This is a genomic window from Dechloromonas denitrificans, from assembly GCF_020510665.1.
GTDB classification, from domain to species: Bacteria; Pseudomonadota; Gammaproteobacteria; order Burkholderiales; family Rhodocyclaceae; genus Azonexus; species Azonexus denitrificans_B.
Window position 1 is genome coordinate 2,545,717 of sequence record NZ_CP075187.1, and the last position, 22,218, is coordinate 2,567,934.

The 22,218-nt window shown below is 60.3% G+C and carries 5 protein-coding genes; all 5 read right to left on the reverse strand.

Annotated elements, in window-relative coordinates; genetic code table 11:
* Positions 1 to 32: 32 nt before the first annotated feature.
* On the reverse strand, positions 33 to 974 hold the full coding sequence (locus KI614_RS12070; protein ID WP_226405968.1) for a GDP-mannose 4,6-dehydratase: 942 nt from the start codon (positions 972 to 974) through the stop codon (positions 33 to 35).
* Entirely contained in the window at positions 974 to 5,971 is a 4,998-nt protein-coding gene (locus KI614_RS12075) for a glycosyltransferase (RefSeq protein ID WP_226405969.1), read from the reverse strand. The genes KI614_RS12070 and KI614_RS12075 overlap by 1 nt, the downstream gene beginning before the upstream one ends.
* An 80-nt stretch (positions 5,972 to 6,051) precedes the next feature.
* A complete protein-coding gene (locus tag KI614_RS12080) occupies positions 6,052 to 6,567 on the reverse strand; it encodes a class I SAM-dependent methyltransferase (protein WP_226405970.1) in 516 nt (171 codons plus the stop codon).
* Between the two features lie 179 nt (positions 6,568 to 6,746).
* Entirely contained in the window at positions 6,747 to 14,564 is a 7,818-nt protein-coding gene (locus KI614_RS12085; protein ID WP_226405971.1) for a heme utilization protein, read from the reverse strand.
* Between the two features lie 160 nt (positions 14,565 to 14,724).
* Positions 14,725 to 22,053: a beta strand repeat-containing protein gene (locus KI614_RS12090; protein ID WP_226405972.1), complete on the reverse strand. Its 7,329-nt coding sequence runs from the start codon at positions 22,051 to 22,053 to the stop codon at positions 14,725 to 14,727.
* Positions 22,054 to 22,218 lie beyond the last annotated feature (165 nt).

Below are 22,218 nucleotides of genomic sequence, written 5' to 3' on the forward strand. Positions count from 1 at the left end.
GAGACAGGCTTGTCCAGCCAATTCACGGGTGTTCAGGCGACACTCATCATCCGGATCACATCGCTCATCCGGTATTGCGCTTGCCAATCCAGCCGATCCCGAACCCGCGCCGGGTTACCCAGGCTACATTGCAAATCGGTCGGCCGGAACAGCTCGGGTGATACATCGACGTGCGCCCGCCAATCCAGCCCGTAAAGCGCAAAGGCCTGCGCCACAAAATCTTCCAGGGTATGCGACTCCCCCGTTGCCACGACGTAATCATCCGGCTGATCGACCTGCAGCATGCGCCACATCACATCGACATATTCCGGCGCCCAGCCCCAGTCGCGACAAATGTCGAGGCGACCAAGCTTGAGGCGCTCACCGCTCCCCTCACCGATACGCCGGGCAAACTGGATAATTTTGCGCGTCACGAAGCGTTCGGGGCGCAAAGGCGACTCATGGTTGAAGAGGATGCCGTTGCAGGCGAACAAGCCATACGATTCGCGGTAATTGCTGACCAGCCAGTGCGCCGACGCCTTGGCCACGGCATAGGGACTGCGCGGCCGGAACGGGAAGCTCTCATCCGCCGGCAACTCGCTCGTATCGCCAAAACACTCGCTTGAACTGGCATGGTAAAAGCGCACTGATTTCTTGCGCAGCCGGATGACCTCAAGCAAATTGAGGACGCCCATGACGATGCTGTCCAGTGTCTCCGCCGGTTGTTCAAAGGACAGGCCGACCGAGCTCTGGGCGCAAAGATAGTAGACCTCGTCCGGATCGCTCCGGTCGAAAGCGTTGAGCACGCTGCGAAAGTCGTTCGGGGCCATCGAAACGAGATGAACCTGCTGCTCAACCCCCAAGGCTTTCAGGTTGGACAAGGATGAGGTCTGGACATCACGCGATGTTCCCCAGACTTCGTAACCCTTGGCCAGGAGCAGTTTGGCCAGATAGCTGCCATCCTGGCCATTGGCACCACAAATCAATGCTTTCATCAGCGCTTTTCTCCTGTGCCGGGCAGCTCGCAAGCCCAGGTTGCCAAAGCCTGCTCGACTTCGCGCGCCATTTTCGCCCACGAAAAACGCTTGGCCTGGACTTCGCCCAGCGCCAGCAACTCTTCACGCCGCGCCGGAACCTGCACCTCCTGAATGGCTTGCAACATTTCCGCCGGGTCGTCAGGGTCGACATAACGCACCGCCTCGCCGCCAACTTCCGGCAGCGAGCTGATCCGGCAGGTAATCACCGGGCAGGCACAGGCCATGGCTTCCAGCACAGGCAGGCCGAAACCTTCGTAACGCGACGGGTAGACCAGGGCAATCGCACCGCGATAGGCGCATTGCAACTCGGCGTCGGACAAGACCACCATGTGCACCGCTGCATCGCCAACCAACCCGGCCGTTTCCGGCTCCAGGGCGTAGTTCGAGTTGGTACAAACAATGGCGTAGTCCTTGCGCGCATCGCCCAGTTCGGCGAATGCCTTGAAGAACAGCACCGCATTTTTGTAGTCGCTGCGCACACCGGAAATCATGAAATAGGGGCGCTCAATACCGAATTTCTGCTTGAATCGCTCGACATCGGCCAGTGGCGGCTTGCGGAAGTCCGATCCGCAGTAGCTGGTCACCACATCCTCTGCCGGAATTTCCGGGAAATAACGCCGCAAATCACGCGCCGTGCTCTCCGAGATCGAGAGGTATTTGCTGGCGTAGCGAATCGTCCGGTGCTTTTCGAGCCACTGCGGATTCTGCAGATCGAAGCCCATGACCTCCGGAATCATGTCGAGCACCATCAACGCTGCCGGGGTCGTCACCGGGGTGGTGTAGTACGTCGAAATGAACAGGCTGATCCCTTCCTGGTCGCAGATGGCCTGCAACATGCGCTGATCGGCCGGAATGTCGGCGTACTGGTGCTGTGGCGCATCGATATAGCAGATGCCGGGGAAACGCGGCGCGGTACGCTCGCGGTCAATCACCACCAGGAATTCGCCAAAACCGGTGGCCGACCACTCGGCCAGCAAACTGCGCCAGACCCGTGAAATCCCCGTATTGAAGCGGAAGAAAACACCGTCGATGGCAATCCGCCGTTGGCCGTTGCGCAGGCGCGTCCGGGCCAGGATTTCGGCATTGTCGCGCACCGCGTTGCCATAAGGATTGCCCAGCCACTGGTCGAAGGTGTTTTTCCCGGCCGGATAAAGGCCATCGCGCCACACCTGGATTTCCGCCAAGGCTGCCGGCTCAAGCGGCTTTTTGACAAGAATGAAATACATCCCGACATGGTAGGCCGTGCGGCCAAACCTGGCGGCCAGCACGGACAATGCATCGAGCGAGTAAAAGAAGAGATGCTGACCGGATTCCGGCGACAAATAATTCCAGTCGGCGCCCTGCCCCTGGAAAATACCGGTGCTACCGATAACAACCTCCGGATCGAGCGCGAAGATCCTTCCCCACTCGGCCAGCGGATCATCAAAATGCTCGGCCACTTCAAACATGGTGACCAGTCGGCAACGATGCGCCAGTTCCTGCCACAGGTAGGCGCCGGCAAACTCGCCCGAGCCGTATTTGTCGTAGGCGAAGAAGTCGTAGCCAACATCGCGCATCAGGCGCGTCAGCAAACCGGTGCCGGCACCAAAGTCGAGTGCCCGGTCGTTTTTCTGTATGCCGAGGATATCGAGCAATTTGGGCAAAACGAGGAAGTTGACCGTGGTACGCGAGGCCTTGCCCGTATCAAAACGTTCAGCCAGCCCCGAATACGCCTCACCCAGCCAGTAAGGCCGCTCGGTCTGCAAGGCACCACAGCCGGAACAGCGGTAGTACTTGACCGGATAACGGGCCAGCACCTCGCGCTCGAAGGCCAGTTCAAGCGACGAATTGCACAGACGGCAGGCCTCCAGCGTCCGGGTATGCCCGCGATAAAGGAACCAGTTTTCCGACCGCCCGCTCTTATCGCCGAGCAGGAAGGCAAAATTCGGCGGCCAGCGTTTCAGGCTGGAAATAGCCAGCGAAACATTGGATTCCTTGTTGCCGATGAAATAGCTGCCGCGAATCGCCAGCAGCACGTCGATCATCACCTCTTCGCCGACTGCATAGCCGTCATGGCCCTGCAGGTGAATGCCGACATTGGTATCGGTCCGCAAGGCCGGCGTGGTCACCAGACGGTCGCCGTAGCGCGCCTTGTAGCTCTCGTGAACCTCGATCGAGTCGGTCAGCAGGAAAACGCCAATCTCCGGATTCAGCTCAACGATACGGTCGACGAAGCCAAAGTATTGCAAATTGGTTCGATGCAGTTCAGGCGATTCATGCACCTTGTCCGAGCCGCGCACGTGAACCGAAACCCAGTGCCGACCGGCCATATTGGCCTGATAAAACGCCTCGGCCTTCTGGCTGATCGTCGGCGCCGGCCGCAGATATTTCTCACACAGACGGGCGTAGATTTCCTCGTCGCTCAATCCGAAATAGGCTGAGCTCGGTGCCATCCATGGCTGAATCGAGGCCACTGTGGCGTAAAAATCGCTGACCACCACATCTTCCGGCCGGGCAAACAGGAACGGCGCGGCCATCCTGGAATCCGGCCCCTGCCAGGGGTTGACCGCGGGACCGTAGAGATTGTCCTTGTTCCACTTGGCGGGGTAAATCGACAGGCTGCCCAGACGCTCGGCCAGATTGCGTCGGGCAATCGGCTGGAAATACAACTCGAAGGCATTCGGATTGGCGGCATCGCGGAACAAGCTGTTTTCGCCCCACCAAATGATCGGCACGCGATGCGTCAGTTCGGCAACCAGCAACTGGCCGAGCACATGGTGCACATCGCTCCAGAAACCGTAGCCCCAGGCACGGATGAACAGATATTTTTCACCGGCAGCAACCGGCAGGGTCTTCTCGGTCAATTCAAAGCCCTGCGGCAAGCCATAACCATGCGCCACTTGATCGAGCAGGCGCGCGGCACGCGGATTCTGGCCGCCGGCCCGCTGGTACAAGCGAACATGCAATTCCGCCTGCGGATAATTGCCTTGGGCGATCAACTGGGCGGCACTCTCCAGTTCGCCCTCCAGCGCAGCCAGCCCGACCGGCACGGCCGGCTCGGCGACGGCAGGATCCGGCACGTCGATCGCTGGCGCCTCGTCGAGCGGCGTTTTGGCGACAGAGAAAAGCACCTCTTCCAGATTGCGGCAGAACAATGCGGTATCAAACAGCGCATGGGTTTTCTTGTTTTCGGCCAGACGGCGCTTCACATCGGCCAGCAGATCGCGATCCGTCACCAGCTTGAGCGCCAGCGCTTCGTAGTCTTCCCAGGAATGGGTCACCAGCTCGGGCAGGCCGATGGCGTGCAGCAAACTGCCGGCCACACGAGCCGGGAAGGCGCCGCCCATGTAAGTCACCACCGGCAGACCGGCTGTCAGCGCATCGGCTGCCGTGGTATGGGCGTTGTATGGCCAGGTATCGAGGAAGACATCGGCCAGGCGATAACGCGCCAGATGGTCTTCAACGCGCGGCACGCGCCCGGCAAAGATGATGCGCTCCGGGGCAATGCCATAGGCCTCGGCCGAACGACGCAGGTTGGCCTGGGTCAGCTCATTGCGCGCAACGAGCCAGAGCACGCTGTCCGGCACCTTCTGGAGCAGCGACATCCAGACTTTCCAGAGCGGTGGTGCAATCTTGTAATCGTGGCTGAAGGAACAGAAAACGACCCCGCTGGCCGGTAGACCGCAGGCTTCGCGTGTCGGCGTCTCGTCGGCGATGGCCAGGTTCTGGTCTGTCGGCAAATACGAATCCGGCATGTAAATGACCTTCTCGCTGAAGAAGGCCTGATGTTCCGGCGGAATGATGTGGCGGTCGGCCAGGATGTAATCCATGTAATCGACCGCCAAGGTTCCCGGATAGCCGAGGAAATTGATATGTACCGGCGCCGGGCGCCAGGAAAACAGATCAATCCGTGAATCCGCGGTGTAGCCGGCGAGATCGATCGCGATATCGACTTCCATCTCGCGCATTTTTTCGGCGATCTTTTGTGAGGTCCAGCCACGCACATCGACAAAATGATCAAAGGAATCGAGCATGCGCTGACGCAAGCGGCTCTTGTCGTCGATCCCGAGCGAGATGGCGATCGTCTCGACACGGCTCTTGTCATGATGTTCGAAGATGCCGCACATCAGGTGCCCTACCGGATGTTCGCGCAAATCGGGAGAAACATAGGCGATGCGCAGCTTTTTGTGGCCGTATTGCTCGCCCTTCCAGAGCGGTTCCTTGGCCGGCGGGCAATACTGGCTGGCAAAAATCTTGGCGCATTCGAAATGATCGGCTGCGGTATCGGAGAGCGCCATGAAAGCCAGCGACTTGCAGACTCGCTTGCCGGCCCTCACACCTTCAATGATCCGTTCGCGCTCGGTCTCGAAATTGCTCCAGTCGCCAATATGCAGGCGTTCGTACATCAGCAGGCCGAGGCCGTAATCGTAACCGGGCGTTGTTGCGAGCAAGCGTTCGAGCAAGGCAATCGCCTTGGCACTTTCCTTGAACTCGGTCAGCAGAATGGCGCAGTTACCGAGCGCATTCGGATAATTCGGATCGATTTCCAGTACCTGGTTGAAGCGGGTCAAGGCTTCGTGGTGGCGATACATGTCGCGCAGCAGCACGCCGCTATTGACCAGCGCCTCGATGTAGTCCGGCTTGGCCTTGATCGCCTCGTCGTAGGCGAGCAGCGACTCATCGCGACGCCCCAGGGCTTGCAGCGTGTTGGCATAGCCAAACCAGTTGTAGGCAAAAGCCGGGGATGTCTCGCAACCATGCCGGAACAGCGCCAGCGCCTCTTCGCGCTGACCGCGCCCGAGCACGATGATCCCGAGCGAATAAAGCGACACGGCTTCGTTCGGATTGCTCTGCAGAATGCTGCGAAAGGCTGCCTCGGCCTCGACCACTTTCCCTTGCTGCTGCAATTCGAGGGCCTGGGCGATCGGGTTGACCGTATCGGGCTGCGTTGTTTTTTGAGGTACCTTGGCATTCATCCTGAGCTATTCCGTACGAAAGATCATTGCTTTATCGAAAACATCATTCGTGCAGCCCTCCCCGGCCACACCGAAGCAAGCTATTTCCGCGCGCTGATATTAAGGCTGATCGGAAAACCATACGGCTTGAAATCGCTGGTATCCGAGAACAAGCCGAAAGAGTCGACCCGCTTGATTTCACGGAATCCGACCTGCGTCAGGAAGGACTGGAGAAACTGCGGCGTCCATCCAAAGTAATGAAAATCGTGCGGATCAACCTGACCACCGAACATCATCCGCATAGCGTGGAATTTAGTGTCCACCGAAGCGGTCGGGCTGATGATCAGGTGAGAGAGAATTTCCAGGTCCGGCACCGAAACCATGAACTCTCCGCCCGGCTTGAGCACCCGGATAATTCCGGACAAAGCACCGAGCACCTTGGTCTGGGCGACATGCTCAAGCACATGGCTGGCGTAGATGCGATCAAAACTGTTGTCGGCAAACTGGGAAAGATCACAAATATCACCGATGTAATCGACCGCAGGCCCGGCCTGAATATTCAGGATTTTCCAGCCATCTTTCGGCTCACGGCCGCCAATGTGCAGATTGTTTTCCAACGGCATCTCCAGACATGCGAATAATTTGACAAAAATACCTGAATCTCGGCCCCTGCGCAGCATTCAGGCAGAATCTTTTTAATCGCCCCGATCCGGCACTGCCTGTTTGATGCAAAAAAACGGGTCACAAATAAAAACGGCACCCCTGATTCAGGAGTGCCGTTGAGGAGGCTGGAAACTTACTTTCCGTTGGCCAACAAGCCGTTGACCGCAGGATTGTTCGGATCAAGCGGCTGCGGCACCAGATTCGGCGCTGCACTCGGCGCATTGCCGAGCAGCGGCTGACCGTTCGGATCGTACTGATTCAGTACACCGACCAGCTGACCCACCGTGCTCGTCGCACTGCTGCCCGTCGCCTGGCTGACCGGATCGACCGGCAGCGCATTGCTCGTGCTGCCCGACTCGCCGTAGGTCGACATCGCCTGGACCAGATTGTTCACTTTCCCGGTCAGGAACCAGACGTCGGCCATTTCGTGGCTCTGACCGTCGGCCGTCGTGTAGGCCGAGTTCAGACCAACGATGTTGCCGTTGTTCTGGGTCGGCGACGAGGTCGCATTCAGACTCAGTTCGGTGATGCCCAGATCCTTCAGCTTGAACAGTTCGCCGGCCTGGCTGATGCCGTCCGAATTGCCATCGACCCAGACTTGCAGTTGATCGAAGGCTGCATCGCCCTGGCTGATCACGCCGTCGGCATTACTATCTAGATCGGCCAGTGCTTCGTAGCCGGTCTTCGCCTTCTGGCCGTTCGACAGTACCGTTGCTTCGCCGAACAGTTCGCCACCGCCGTTGATGCTGCCATCACCGTTGCGATCCAGCACCAGCAGGCCGTCGCCGCCGCTCACCCAGCCGGTCTGGACTTTCTCGCCCGTGCCGTACAGGTCGAACTGGACGCCGTTGCGGATGCTCTGCGTTTCGATGCCGTCGCCGTCAAGATCGAGCACCAGCGGCGTGCCAAGACTCAGCGCCTGAATTTGATCGGTCGACAAGGCAGCCACTTGTGCCGTGGTGAAAGCCTCGACCTGCCCCGTACTCAAGGCAACCAGTTGAGTCGTCGAGAAACCAGCCAGTTGAGCAGTCTTGAATGCGGCAATATCGACTGTTTCAAGAGCAGCCACATTGTCTGTGGTCAAAGCACCGATTTGAGCCGTCGTCAGCGAACCAATCTGGCCAGTCGTCAAAGCAACCGCCTGGGCGCTGGTCAGCACGGCCACTTGCGAAGTCTTCAACTCAGCAATTTGCGCTGTTTTCAGGGCCGCAAAATCGGTCGTCTCAATCGCTGCCACAGCATCCGTCGTCAGCGCATGAATCTGAGTGGTCGTCAGAGCCTGAATCTGGGCCGTGGTCAGAGCAACCACCTGCTCCGTGGTCAGACCGGAAGCAAGCTGCGCCGTGGTCAGCGCGGCAACACCGGCCGTCGTCAGCGCAGCGATTCCTGCCGTCGTCAGCGCGGCCACACCGGATGTCGTCAGCGCGGCCACCAGACTCGTCGTCAAAGCAGCCACATCAGCCGTTTCAAGTGCAGCGATGCTGTCTGTCGTCAGCGCAGCTACCTGGGCCGTGGTCAGACCCTTGGCAACCTGATCGGTCGTCAGGGCAACGACCTGGGCACTGGTCAGCGCAGCGATCTGCGAAGTTTTCAGTGCAGCCACCTGGGCCGTTTTCAGCACCGCGAAGTCCGTCGTCTCGATGGCTGCAACGCCATCCGTCGTCAGGGCTTGCAGTTGCGTCGTCGTCAGTGCCTGAATCTGGGCGGTAGTCAGTGCAACCACCTGCTCGGTCGTCAGGCCGGAAGCAACCTGCGCCGTGGTCAGCGCAGCGACACCGGCCGTCGTCAGCGCAGTGATTCCTGCCGTCGTCAGTGCGGCAACGCCGGAAGTCGTCAGGGAAGAAACAAGGCTTGTTGTCAGCGCAGCGACATCGGCCGTTTCAAGCGCAGCGATGTTATCCGTCGTCAGTGCGGCAACTTGTGCAGTCGTCAAACCCTTGGCAACCTGATCGGTCGTCAGGGCAACGACCTGGGCACTGGTCAGCGCAGCGATCTGCGAAGTTTTCAGTGCAGCCACCTGCGCCGTTTTCAGCACCGCGAAGTCCGTCGTCTCGATGGCTGCAACGCCATCCGTCGTCAGTGCTTGCAGTTGCGTCGTCGTCAGTGCCTGAATCTGGGCGGTAGTCAGTGCAACCACCTGCTCGGTCGTCAGACCGGAAGCAAGCTGTGCCGTCGTCAGCGCAGCGACACCGGCCGTCGTCAGCGCAGCGATTCCTGCCGTCGTCAGTGCGGCAACGCCGGAAGTCGTCAGCGCCGCCACCAGACTCGTCGTCAGCGCAGCCACATCAGCCGTTTCGAGAGCCTCGACACTGGCTGTCGTCAGCGCAGCCACTTGTGCCGTGGTCAGACCCTTGGCGACTTGATCCGTCGTCAGGGCAACCACCTGGGCGCTAGTCAGCGCGGCGATCTGCGAGGTCAGCAAGGAAGCAATCTGCGCCGTCTTCAGTACAGCAAAGTCAGTCGTCTCGATCGCAGCAACACCGTCGGTGGTCAATGCCTGAATTTGGTTCGTCTTGAGCGCCTGGACTTGAGCCGTCGTCAAGGCAATCACCTGATCCGTCGTCAGGCCGGAAGCCAGCTGTGCCGTGGTCAGCGCAGCGACACCGGCCGTCGTCAGCGCAGCAATACCGGCCGTCGTCAGCGCAGCCACACCGGATGTCGTCAGAGAGGAAACCAGGCTTGTCGTCAGGGCAGCCACATCAGCCGTTTCAAATGCAGCGATGTTGTCCGTCGTCAGTGCGGCAACCTGCGCCGTCGTCAGGCCCTTGGCGACTTGTTCCGTCGTCAGGGCAACCACTTGCGCACTGGTCAGTGCGGCAACCTGCGAGGTCAGCAAGGAAGCAATCTGCGCCGTCTTCAGTACAGCAAAGTCAGTCGTCTCGATCGCAGCAACACCGTCGGTGGTCAATGCCTGAATTTGGTTCGTCTTGAGCGCCTGGACTTGAGCCGTCGTCAAGGCAATCACCTGATCCGTCATCAGGCCGGAAGCCAGCTGTGCCGTGGTCAGCGCAGCGACACCGGCCGTCGTCAGCGCAGCAATACCGGCCGTCGTCAGCGCAGCCACACCGGATGTCGTCAGAGAGGAAACCAGGCTTGTCGTCAGGGCAGCCACATCAGCCGTTTCAAATGCAGCGATGTTGTCCGTCGTCAGTGCGGCAACCTGCGCCGTCGTCAGGCCCTTGGCGACTTGTTCCGTCGTCAGGGCAACCACTTGCGCACTGGTCAGTGCGGCAACCTGCGAGGTCAGCAAGGAAGCAATCTGCGCCGTCTTCAGTACAGCAAAGTCAGTCGTCTCGATCGCAGCAACACCGTCGGTGGTCAATGCCTGAATTTGGTTCGTCTTGAGCGCCTGGACTTGAGCCGTCGTCAAGGCAATCACCTGATCCGTCGTCAGGCCGGAAGCCAGCTGTGCCGTGGTCAGCGCAGCGACACCGGCCGTCGTCAGCGCAGCAATACCGGCCGTCGTCAGCGCAGCCACACCGGATGTCGTCAGAGAGGAAACCAGGCTTGTCGTCAGGGCAGCCACATCAGCCGTTTCAAGTGCAGCGATGTTGTCCGTCGTCAGTGCGGCAACCTGCGCCGTCGTCAGACCCTTGGCGACTTGTTCCGTCGTCAGGGCAACCACTTGCGCACTGGTCAGTGCGGCAACCTGCGAGGTCAGCAAGGAAGCAATCTGCGCCGTCTTCAGTACAGCAAAGTCAGTCGTCTCGATCGCAGCAACACCGTCGGTGGTCAATGCCTGAATTTGGTTCGTCTTGAGCGCCTGGACTTGAGCCGTCGTCAAGGCAATCACCTGATCCGTCGTCAGGCCGGAAGCCAGCTGTGCCGTGGTCAGCGCAGCGACACCGGCCGTCGTCAGCGCAGCAATACCGGCCGTCGTCAGCGCAGCCACACCGGATGTCGTCAGAGAGGAAACCAGGCTTGTCGTCAGGGCAGCCACATCAGCCGTTTCAAGTGCAGCGATGTTGTCCGTCGTCAGTGCGGCAACCTGCGCCGTCGTCAGACCCTTGGCGACTTGTTCCGTCGTCAGGGCAACCACTTGCGCACTGGTCAGTGCGGCAACCTGCGAGGTCTTCAGTGCAGCGACCTGTGCCGTCTTCAAGACCGCAAAGTCGGCCGTCTCGATTGCGGCAATACCGTCCGTCGTCATCGCCTGCAACTGGGCGGTCGTCAAAGCTTGAATCTGGCCTGTCGTCAGCGCAACGACCTGATCCGTCGTCAGCCCGGACGCTATCTGAGCCGTCGTCAGTGCAACAATTTGTGCGGTCTTGAGCACCGCGACATCGGCTGTTTCCAGTGCGGCAACGTTGGCAGTAGACAACGCAGCAACCTGCATCGTCCGCAGAGCGGCAGCCTGTGCTGTCGTCAAGCCGGCAACCTGGTCGGTCGTCATCCCCTTGGCGACCTGATCGGTCGTCAAGGAAACGATCTGGTGGGTGGTCATCGCCGCCAACTGCTCCGAGGTCAAACCCAAAGCAATTTGATTGGTCGTCAATGCTGCGACGGCCGCAGTATTGAGTGCTGCAGCACCCGCTGTCGTCAGTGCCGCAATGCCGGCAGTACCCAGAGCAAGCGCCTGGCCGGTGGTCAATACGGCGACATCGGCCGTTTCCATGGCTGCCAGATTCTCAGTGGTTAGCGCAGTGACTTGTGCCGTGGTCAGTCCCTTGGCAATCTGGTTGGTCGTCAAGGCTACCATTTGATCGGAGGTCAGCGCGGCAACCTGTACCGTTTTCAGAGCACCGATCTGGGCGGTGGTCAGCGACTGCAGATCTGAGGTTTCAATCGCAGCAACATTTTCTGTGGACAAAGCGACAACCTGCGCCGTCGTCAGCGAAGCCAGTTGAGCACTGCTCATGGCAACAATCTGAACACTGGTCAGGCCCAGCGCGACTTGCTGAGTCGTCAGCGCGGCAACATAACTGGTCTTCAACTTGCCAATATCAGCCGTTTCAAATGCGGCGATCTGGTCGGTCGTCATCGACACCAACTGGGCCGACGTCAGGCCCGAGGCAATTTGCAGGGTCGTCAGCGCAGCGATCTGATCGGTCGTCAGCCCCTTCGAGACCTGATTGGTCGTCAGTGCAGCAACACCAGCAGTCGTCAGCGCAGCAATCCCTGCGGTCGTGACAGCGGCCACCTGTGTCGTCGTCAAAGCCTGAATCTGGGCGGTGGTCAGCGCTGCCAGATCACCTGTTTCGAGAGCAACAATCTGATCGGTCAACAAGGCAGCTACCTGGGCTGTCGTCATCCCCTTGGCGATTTGCTCGGTGGTCATGGCGACAAGCTGGGCGCTGGTAATCGCGGCAACCTGAGTCGTCGTCAGGGCTGCCACCTGATGGGTCTTCAGGACCGCAATATCGGCTGTTTCAACGGCAACCAGTTGATCCGTCGTCAATGCAGCAATCTGGCGCGTCTGCAGGGCAGCAAAATCGGCTGTTTCGAGAGCGACGATATTTGCCGTTTCGAGCGCCACAACCTGAGCCGTCGTCAGCGCCGCCAGTTGTGCCGTCGTCAGCGCCAGAATTTGAGCCGTACTCAGTACCGCAACATTCGCCGTACTCAAGGCAGCGACTTGTGCCGTCTTCAGGATGGAGATATCGGTCGTTTCGATGGCACTCAGTTGCTCGGTCGTCAGGGCGGCAACCTGGGCCGTCGTCAGGGCACCAACCTGGGCCGTCGTCAGGGCAACGACCTGGGCACTGGTCAAACCCAAGGCAACCTGGTTCGTCGTCAGCGCTGCAATCTGGGCGGTGGTCAGCAGACCAATGTCGCTCGTTTTGACAGCCGCAATCTGATCCGTCGACAGCCAGACAATCTGACCGGTCGTCAGCACGGCCAGGTCTACACCTTCCAGTACGGCGACCTGATCGGTCGTCAGGGCGGCAACCTGTGCCGTCGTCAGACCTTTGGCGACTTGCGTCGTGGTCAGGGCCACCACCTGGTCAGTCGTCAGACCCTGGGCAACTTGTGTCGTGCTGAGGGCAGCAACCTGATTGGTACGCAGAACAGCAACGTCGACCGTTTCGATGGCAGCCACCTGCTCAGTGGTCAGTGCCGCAATCTGCGACGTGGTCAGACCGGCTGAGACCTGTGCCGTCGTCAAGGCGGCAATCTGTCCGGTAGTCAGGCCCTCTGCCACCTGTGTCGTGGTCAACGCGGCAATCTGGGCGGTTTTCATCGCCTCGATATCGGCCGTCTGCAGCGCAGCCACCTGATCGGTCTTCAGCGCAACAACCTGCGCCGTCTTCAGATTGGCCACATCTTCGGTGTCCAGCGCCACGACCTGATCGGTCGTCAGCGCGGCAACCTGCGCCGTGGTCAAACCCTGTGAAATCTGGTTGGTCGTCAGTGCGACGACTTGTGCCGTGGTAAAACCTTCGGCGACTTGCGTCGTGCTCATCGCGGCGATCTGGTTGGTACGCAGCACGGCGACATCTGCCGTTTGCAGCGCCGCAACCTGCTCCGTCGTCAGTGCCGCAACTTGCGATGTAGTCACCCCCTGAGCCACCTGGGCCGTCGTCAGGGCGACAACCTGAGCCGTGGTCAGGCCCAGCGCCACCTGTGTCGTGGTCAACGCCGCAATTTGCGCCGTTTTCATCGCTTCGATATCGGCCGTCTGGAGGGCGGCAACTTGATCCGTCTTCAGCGCGACCACCTGAGCCGTTCTCAGGTTGGCCACGTCTTCGGTTTCAAGCGCAACCACCTGATCGGTCGTCAGGGCTGCAACCTGAGCGGTCGTCAGACCCAAGGCGATCTGGTTCGTCGTCAAGGCGACGACCTGGGCCGTGGTCAAACCCTCGGCGATTTGTGCCGTGCTCATCGCGGCAATCTGGTTCGTCCGCAGGGCGGCAACATCCGCCGTTTGCAGCGAGGCAACCTGTTCCGTCGTCAGTGCGGCGACTTGCGCCGTCGTCAAACCTTGGGCCACTTGCGCCGTGGTCAGTGCCACCACTTGTTCCGTGGTCAGGCCCTGCGCCACTTGTGTCGTGGTCAACGCCGCAATTTGCGCCGTTTTCATCGCTTCAATATCGGCCGTCTGGAGGGCGGCAATCTGATCCGTTCCGAACGCAACCAGCTGGCTGGTCGTCAGATTGGCGACATCGGAAGTTTCCAGTGCGACCACTTGCTCGGTCGTCAAAGCGGCAACCTGACGCGTCGTCAGGCCCTGGGCAATCTGGCTCGTCGTCAGCGCAACGACCTGCGCCGTGGTCAGACCCTGGGCAACCTGGGTCGTGCTCAGCGCCGCAATCTGGTTGGTACGCAGAACGGCGACATCGGCCGTTTCGAGCGCCGCCACTTGATCCGTGGACAGCGCAGCGACCTGAGCCGTGGTCAAACCCTGAGCCACCTGCGCCGTCGTCAGCGCAACGACCTGGGCCGTGGTCAGACCCTGGGCAACCTGGGTCGTGCTCAGCACCGCAATCTGGGCTGTTTTCAGATTGGCAATATCGGCCGTTTCAAGTGCGGCCACCTGATCGGTCCCCAAGGCAACGACCTGGGCGGTCGTCAGGCTGGAAACATCGGATGTATCGAGCGCGACAATCTGTTCCGTCGTCAGCGCGGCGATCTGGCGCGTCGTCAGGCCCTTGGAAATCTGGTCGGTGCTGAGTGCGACTACCTGAGCCGTCGTCAGGCCCAGGGCAATCTGGTTCGTCGTCAGGGCGGCAATCTGTGCCGTCGTCAGGGCGGCCACATCGGCGGTTTCAAGGAACGAAACCTGGTCGGTGGTCAGGGCAGCAATCTGTGCCGTGGTAAAACCCTTGGCAAACTGGGTCGTCGAAAGCGCCGCCAGATCCTGCGTCTCGATATGCTGGATCTGGGTCGTCGTCAGCGCAGCGATCTGAGTAGTCTTGAGGGACGCCCAGTCGTCTGTATTCAGCGCAACAATCTGCGTTGTCGTCAGCGCAGCGATTTGCGCTGTGGTCATACCCAGAACGATTGAAGCCATGATGCTATCCCTTCAGAGTTATTCGTCCTGTCGCGCCTGCGTTACCCGCCAACCAACGCCGCCCACAGGACGAAACAATAGTGTCCACCGGTTATAACGGCGAAAATCCTCAAACATTTAGGGCTAATGTCACATTTTTCATTTATGCCCACTTTCCCTGCTATTTTCCGTTGGCCAACAAGCCGTTGACCGCAGGATTGTTCGGATCGAGCGGCTGCGGCACCAGATTCGGCGCTGCACTCGGGGCATTGCCGAGCAGCGGCTGACCGTTCGGATCGTACTGATTCAGTACACCGACCAGCTGACCCACCGTGCTCGTCGCACTGCTGCCCGTCGCCTGGCTGACCGGATCGACCGGCAGCGCATTGCTCGTCCCGCCCGACTCACCGTAGGTCGACATCGCCTGGACCAGATTGTTCACCTTGCCGGTCAGGAACCAGACGTCGGCCATCTCGTGGCTCTGACCATCGGCCGTCGTGTAAGCCGAGTTCAGACCAACGATGTTGCCGTTGTTCTGGGTCGGCGACGAGGTGGCTTGCAGGTTCAGTTCGGTGATGCCCAGATCCTTCAGCTTGAACAGCTCGCCAGCCTGGCTGATGCCGTCCGAGTTGCCATCGACCCAAACCTGTAGCTGATCGAAGGCGGCATCGCCCTGGCTGATCACGCCGTCGGCGTTGCTGTCCAGATCGGCCAGTGCTTCGTAGCCGGTCTTGGCCTTCTGGCCGTTCGACAGGATCGTCGCTTCGCCGAACAGTTCGCCGCCGCCGTTGATGCTGCCGTCACCGTTGCGATCCAGCACCAGCAGGCCGTCGCCGCCGCTCACCCAGCCGGTCTGGACTTTCTCGCCCGTGCCGTACAGGTCGAACTGGACGCCGTTGCGGATGCTCTGCGTTTCGATACCGTCGCCGTCAAGATCGAGCACCAGCGGGGTCGACACATCAAGATACTGAATCTGATCGGTCGTAAAGGAAGAAATCTGGGTCGAGGTAAAGCTTTCAACCTGCGTGGTCGTCAGTGCGGCGATCTGATCCGTCGTCAGGCCGGTGGATATCTGTGTCGTGGTCAACGCGATGATCTGGCTGGTTTTCAGCGCGGCCATATCGACCGTTTCGATGGCCTGGATCTGCGTGGTCGACAAGGCTTCTATTTGCGCCGTCGTCAATGCAGCGATCTGGCGCGTTTGCAAGGCCACGATATCAACCGTTTCGATGGCGCCAATCTGGCTCGTCGTCAGAGCGGCCACCTGGTTGGTTGTCAGGCTGGCCACCTGCGCCGTCGTCAAACCGGCCACCTGCGATGTCGTCAGGCCCTGCGCCACTTGCGCCGTGGTCAGCGAGGCGACTTCTGCCGTCGTCAGCATGGCAATCTGGCTGGTTGTAAAGCCGAGGGCGATCTGGGCCGGCAACAGGTAGGGAATCAAATGCGGATTGAGCGCGGCAACCTGGCTGGTCGTCAGGGCGACCCACTGCGCCGTCGTCATGCCGATGGCCTGCGTGGTGGTCAGCGAGGCAATCTGATCCGTCGTCAGGCCCTGGGCAACCTGGGTCGTCGTCAGCGCAGTCACCTGGCTGGTGCTGAAGGCTGCCAGATCGACCGTTTCGAGCGCCTTGATCTGGGTGGTCGACAAAGCTGCAATCTGGCTGCTGCCCAGCGCCCCGATCTGGCTGGTCTGCAAGGCAACAATATCAACCGTCTCGATTGCGCCGATCTGGGTGGTCGTCAGCGAGGCCAGCTGGTTTGTCGTCAAGCTCGCCACTTGCGCGGTCGTCAGGCCGGCCACCTGTGCCGTGGTCAAGCCAAGCGAAATCTGATCGGTGGTCAGCGAAGCAATTTCAGCCGTTGTCAGTACGGCGATCTGGCTGCTGGTAAAGCCGAGGGCGATCTGTTCCGGCTGAAGATAGGGAATCAGATGCGGATCGAGTGCCGCCACCTGGGTTGTCGTCAAGGCACTCCACTGATCGGTCGTCATGCCAACCGCTTGCATCGTCGTCAGTACGCCCAGCTGACTGGTCGTCAGGCCCTGCGCCACCTGGTTTGTCGCCAGGGCAGCAACTTGCGATGTCCGCATCACGACGAAATCACGGGTTTCAATCGCAGCGATCTGCGCCGTCCCCAGGGCGGCCACCTGCGCAGTCGTCAGTGCGGTCACCTGTGCGGTCGACAGGGCAACGATCTGGGCCGTGGACAATCCCTGGGCAAGCTGCTGAGTACCCAGCGCAACAATTTGCCCGGTGGCCAGCGCGGCCAGATCCTCGGTTTGCAGCACAGCCAGTTGCTGGGTCCCCCAGGCGGCCATCTGGCTGGTCGTAAACGCAGCCATCTGGCTGGTGGTCAGTGCCACGACATGATCCGTCGTCAGACCCAAGGCAATTTGACTGGTACTCAGCGAAGCCAGTTCGGTCGTGGTCAAGGCAGCGATTTGCTGCGTCGTGAATCCCTGAGCAATCTGGGTCGGCGTCAGCGCCTGAATCAGGTGGGGATTCAGTGCGGCCACCTGGGCCGTGGTAAACGCCTGCCACTGCTCGGTGCCGAGATTAACCGCCTGGCTGGTCGTCAAGGTCGCCACTTGCTCGGTGGTCAGGCCCTGGGCAATCTGCTGAGTCGTCAGCGCCTTGACCTGGCTGGCATTCCAGGCCGCAAGACCGCTCGTTCCCAATGCAGCCAGCTGGGCTGTCGTCAGCCCGAGCGTGATCTGGTTCGTCGTCAATGCGGCGACTTGCGAAGTGGCCAGCGCAGCAATCTGCAAGGTGCTCAGCCCCTGCCCAATCTGGCTGGTCCCCAGGGCGGCGATCTGACTGCTTCCCAGGGCACGCAGGTCAGCCGTTTCCAGTGCCGCGACCTGGTTGACCGCGAAAGACTGCACCTGAACCGTCTGCAGCGCCGCGACCTGGGCCGTCGTCAAAGCAACGATTTGTTCCGTCGTCAGTACCGCGATCTGACTGGTTTTCAGCCCGACCACCTGGCTGGTTTTCAGTGCCTGGATATCCTCGGTTTCGATCGCGACCACTTGATCGGTCGTCAATGCAGCCAGTTGTGTCGTCAACAGGGCGGCAACCTGCCCGGTCTGCAATGCCACAATCTGTGCCGTGCCGAAGCCGAGGCTGAGCTGCTGGCTCGTCAAGGCAACGATCTGCGATGTTTTGAGCGCAGCGACATCCTCAGTCTCAAGCACCTGGAGCTGATCGGTTGCCAGGGCGGATATCTGCCGCGTCGTCAGGCTGGCCACCTGCTCGGTACTGAGCGCAACGATCACGTCGGTTCTCAGGCCCTGGGCAAGCTGACGGGTGGTCAGCGCGGCAATCTGGGTCGTCCCCAGCGCAGCGAGCTGGCTGGTTGTCAGACCTTCGGCCAGTTGCGAAGTGCTCAGCACGACCAGCCGTGTCGTGGCCAGACTGGCGATATCTTCAGTTTCCAGCGCGGCGACTTGTGCCGTGGTCAGGGCCGCGACCTGCGCCGTGGTCAGCCCGGCACGCACCTGTTCGGTGGTCAGAGCGGCGATCTGGCTCGTACCCAGGCCCTCGGCAACCTGCCGGGTGGTCAGTGCAGCAATCTGCGCCGTGCTCAGGCTGGCAATCTGTTCGCTCGACAAGACTGCGATCTGATCCGTCGCCAGCGCCACAATTTGCGCGCTCTTGAGCACCGCCAGGTCTTCCGTCTGCAATACGGCAACCCCCGTGCTCCCGAGCGCCAGAAGCTGTGCCGATGTCAGACCACCGACCTGAGCCGTTCCCAGTGCGACGATTTGTTCCGTACTCAGCGCAGCGATCTGCGCCGTTTTGAAGGCAGCAATCTGGGCGCTCTTGAGGGCCTGCAAATCTTCCGTTTCAAGTGCCGCGATCTGGGCGGTGCCCATCGCCGCCCATTGCGCCGTACGCAAGGCAGCGACCTGCAAGGTCGTTAGCCCGGCGATCTGCTCGGTCGTCAGCCCCAAGGCAATCTGGGTCGTACTCAAGGCAACCAGTTGCGCGGTTTTGAGTTGAGCCAGATCGGCGGTTTCGATCGCCTGCAATTGATCCGTCGTGAACGCAACGAATTGCTGGGTAGACAAGGCCAGCAATTGATCGCTGCCCAATGCCACCACCTGATCGGTGGTCAGCCCCTGATTGATCTGGCGCGTGGTCAGCGAAGCTATTTGCGCTGTCGTCAATGCCGCGACCTGCTCGGTCGTCACGCCCTGACTGATTTGAGTCGTACTCAGTGCGGCAATCCGCCCGGTGGCCAGACTGGCAAAATCCTCAGTCTCCATGGCCGCAATCTGCTCGGTTCCCAACGCGGCCAGCTGCGCGCTGGTCAACCCGAAACGTACCTGGCTCGTGGTCAGCGCAACGATCTGCTCGGTGGTCAAACCGGACTGCACCTGCGCAGTACCCAGGGCGGCGATCTGGGTGCTGCTCAGACTGGCTATTTGCTCGGTCGTCAAGGCCGCAACCTGACTGCTCCCCAGCACAGCAATCTGACGGGTTTTCAGGACGGCCAGGTCTTCCGTCTCAAGGACGGCAATATCCTCGGTCTGCAATGCCGCAATTTGTGCCGTGGTCAATGCGCCGGCCTGCAAGGTGCTCAGTGCAACGACCTGTTCCGTGGTCAACGCAACAATTTGCGCCGTTTTCAAGGCGACGATCTGGGCCGTCCGCAAAGCCTGGAAATCTTCGGTTTCGAGCGCAAGCACCTGGCTGGTCGTCAGCGCTCCGATCTGGGCGGAGGTCAGATTGCTGACCTGCAACGAAGTCAGGGCAGCGACCTGGGTGGTGGTCAGCCCCGACGCAACTTGCGTTGTCGTCAAGGCGGCAACCTGGTCGGTACGCAAACTGGCGAGGACAAGCGGATCGATGCTTTGCAAGCTGGTGGTCGACAACACGGCCAGTTGTCGCGAAGTCAGCGCCCGCAACTGATCCGAGTTGAATGCCATGAACTGATCGGTCGTCAGCCCCTGGGCGACCTGCGTCGTGGTCAGCGCCGCAACCTGTGTCGTTTGCAAGGCGGCAACCTGCTCGGTCGTCAGCCCTTGTGCCACCTGCGTCGTGGTCAACACGGCAATTTGCTGGGTTTTCAGTGCGGCGACATCTTCGGTCTGCAAAGCCTGCAATTGCCCGGTACTCAGCGCACTGCCCTGCTGCGTCGCCAGCCCGGCCACCTGCTCGGTCGTCAAGGCAACGATCTGCCCGGTCGTCAGGCCCTGCGCCACCTGGGTTGTAGACAAGGCGACAACTTGAGTAGTGCGCAAAACCTGAATGTCTTCCGTCTCGATCGCAGCCACCTGATCGGTCGTCAGGGCAGCAATCTGGCGCGTCGTCAGTCCTTGTACCTGGTCGGTCGTCAAGGCGGCGATCTGGCTGGTACTCAAGCCTTGCGCCACCTGTGTCGTGGTCAACGCGGCAATCTGGCCTGTTTTCAGGACAGCCAGATCCTCCGTTTCCAGCGCACCGACCTGGGCGGTTGTCAGGGCGGCGATCTGCTGCGTGCGCAAACTTGCGGCCTGTTCGGTCGTCAGGGCCACGACATGATCCGTCGTCAAACCCTGCGACACCTGGCGCGTGGTCAGGACATCAATCTGGGCCGTCGTCATGGCCTGCAACTGGTCGGTTGTCAGACCGTTTTTCAGTTGCGTCGTGGTCAACGCGATGACCTGCGATGAACCGAGCGCAGCAACGGCATCGGTCTGCAAGGCGCCGATATTGCCTGGCGTGAGCGCCGCGATCTGGGCGGTACTGAAACCGAGCGCGACCTGGCTGGTGCTGAGCACCCCGACTTGACCGGCATTCAGCCCCTGCGCCACTTGTGTCGTGGTCAACGCCGCAATCTGGCTGGTTTTCAGGACCAGAACATCTTCAGTCTCGATCGCCCCGACTTGCTGCGTGGTCATGGCGGCCAGTTGTTGCGTGGCAAGATTGAGCACCTGAGTCGTCGTCAGCGCTGCAACCTGATCCGGCCGCAAGCCCTGAGCAACCTGGGTCGTGCTCAAGGCAGCGACTTGCGATGTCGAGAGCGCCTGAATCTGCTCGGTGGTCAGGCCTGCATTCAATTGCTGCGTGGTCAATGCGGCAACCTGGTTGGTCCGCAACACAGCCACATCCTGCGTTTCCAGCGCGGCAATATTTGCCGTCGACAAAACGGCAATCTGGGCCGTGGTCAGCCCTTGCGAGACTTGCGCGGTAGTCAGCGCAGCCACCTGTGCCGTGCTGAGCCCCATCGCCACCTGTGTCGTGGTCAACGCCGCAATTTGCGATGTTTTCAAAGCTACCAGATCATCGGTATCGAGATAACCCAGCGTTTCGGTGGCCAGCGAGGTCAGCTGTGCCGAGGTCAAGCCAACGACCTGGGTCGAACTCAGGGCAATGATCTGATTCGACGTCAGGCCCTGGGTCACCTGGGTCGTCGTCAGTGCCGCCATCTGTGAAGAACTGAGCACGGCGATGTCTTCAGTATCGAGTGCCGCGACCTGGTCGGTCCGCAACGCGGCAATCTGTGTCGTGCGCAGCGCAGCCACCTGATCGGTCGACAAGACCTGGACTTGTTCGGTACTCAGGCCAAGCGAAACCTGGCTGGTCGTCAGGGCAGCAACCTGCTGCGTGCTGAGCGCCGATATTTGACTGGTACTCAAGGCGCCGTTGATCTGTCCCGTGGTCAACGCAGCAATCTGGGCTGTTTTGAGCAAGGCGAAATCTTCCGGCTCCAATGCCGACAATTGGGCATTGGTAAAGGCTGCCAGCGTCTTGCCGGTCAGATTAGCCGTCTGCAAGGTGGTCAGCGCGACGATCTGTTCGGTTGTCAGGCCTTGCGACACCTGGGAAGAAGTCAGCGCCGCAATCTGGTTCATCTTCAGCGCCGCGACATCCTCAGTCTGCATCGCAGCGATGTTTTCGGTAGACAACACGGCCATCTGGGCCGGTGTCAGGTAACGCACCTGCACCGTACTCAGGGCGACAACCTGATCCGTGGTCAGGCCCTGCGCTACCTGTCGCGTCGTCAGGGCGCCAATCTGATAGGTAGTCAGAGCCGCGATCTGGGCCGCACTCAGTCCGCTGGCAATCTGTGCCGTCGTCAAGGCGGCGATCTGGGCCGTACCCAGCGCAGCCACTCCATCGGTACTCAGCGTTCCCAACTGGGCAAGCGTCAGGGCTGCCATCTGGCGGGTCGTCAGACCGATCAGCTGAGACGTGCCCAGCACGGCGAACTGGGTGGCACTCAAGCCTTCGGTCAATTGCGCGGTTGATAGCGCAGCCAACTGGTGAGTACGCAGAACCGCAACATCCTCAAGGTCCAGCGCAGCCAGTTGATCGGTCGTCAGGCCGGCCATCTGGACCGGATTGAGAATCGCCACCTGACGGGTCGTCAGCGCTGCAATCTGGGTTGGTGTGAAGCCGGCGGCCAGCTTGGAAGGAGCGATCAGCACCAGATCCCGCGATTCCAGTGCCTGTATTTGTTCTGTCGTCAGCGCTGCGAGTTGATCAATCCGCAGGGCGAGCATGTCCTCCGTGGTCAATGCCACGATTTGTTGCGTAGTTAACGCAGCGATTTGAGCCGGTGACAAACCGACAATGCTCGACGCCATAAATAGGCCCGGAGGGCACTCGTTTCCAGAAGACTACATGAGCACGAAATGTGCCAAATTGAAGCGTTTTCAGAAACGAGCCGGCGGGAGACTGCCTGGTCA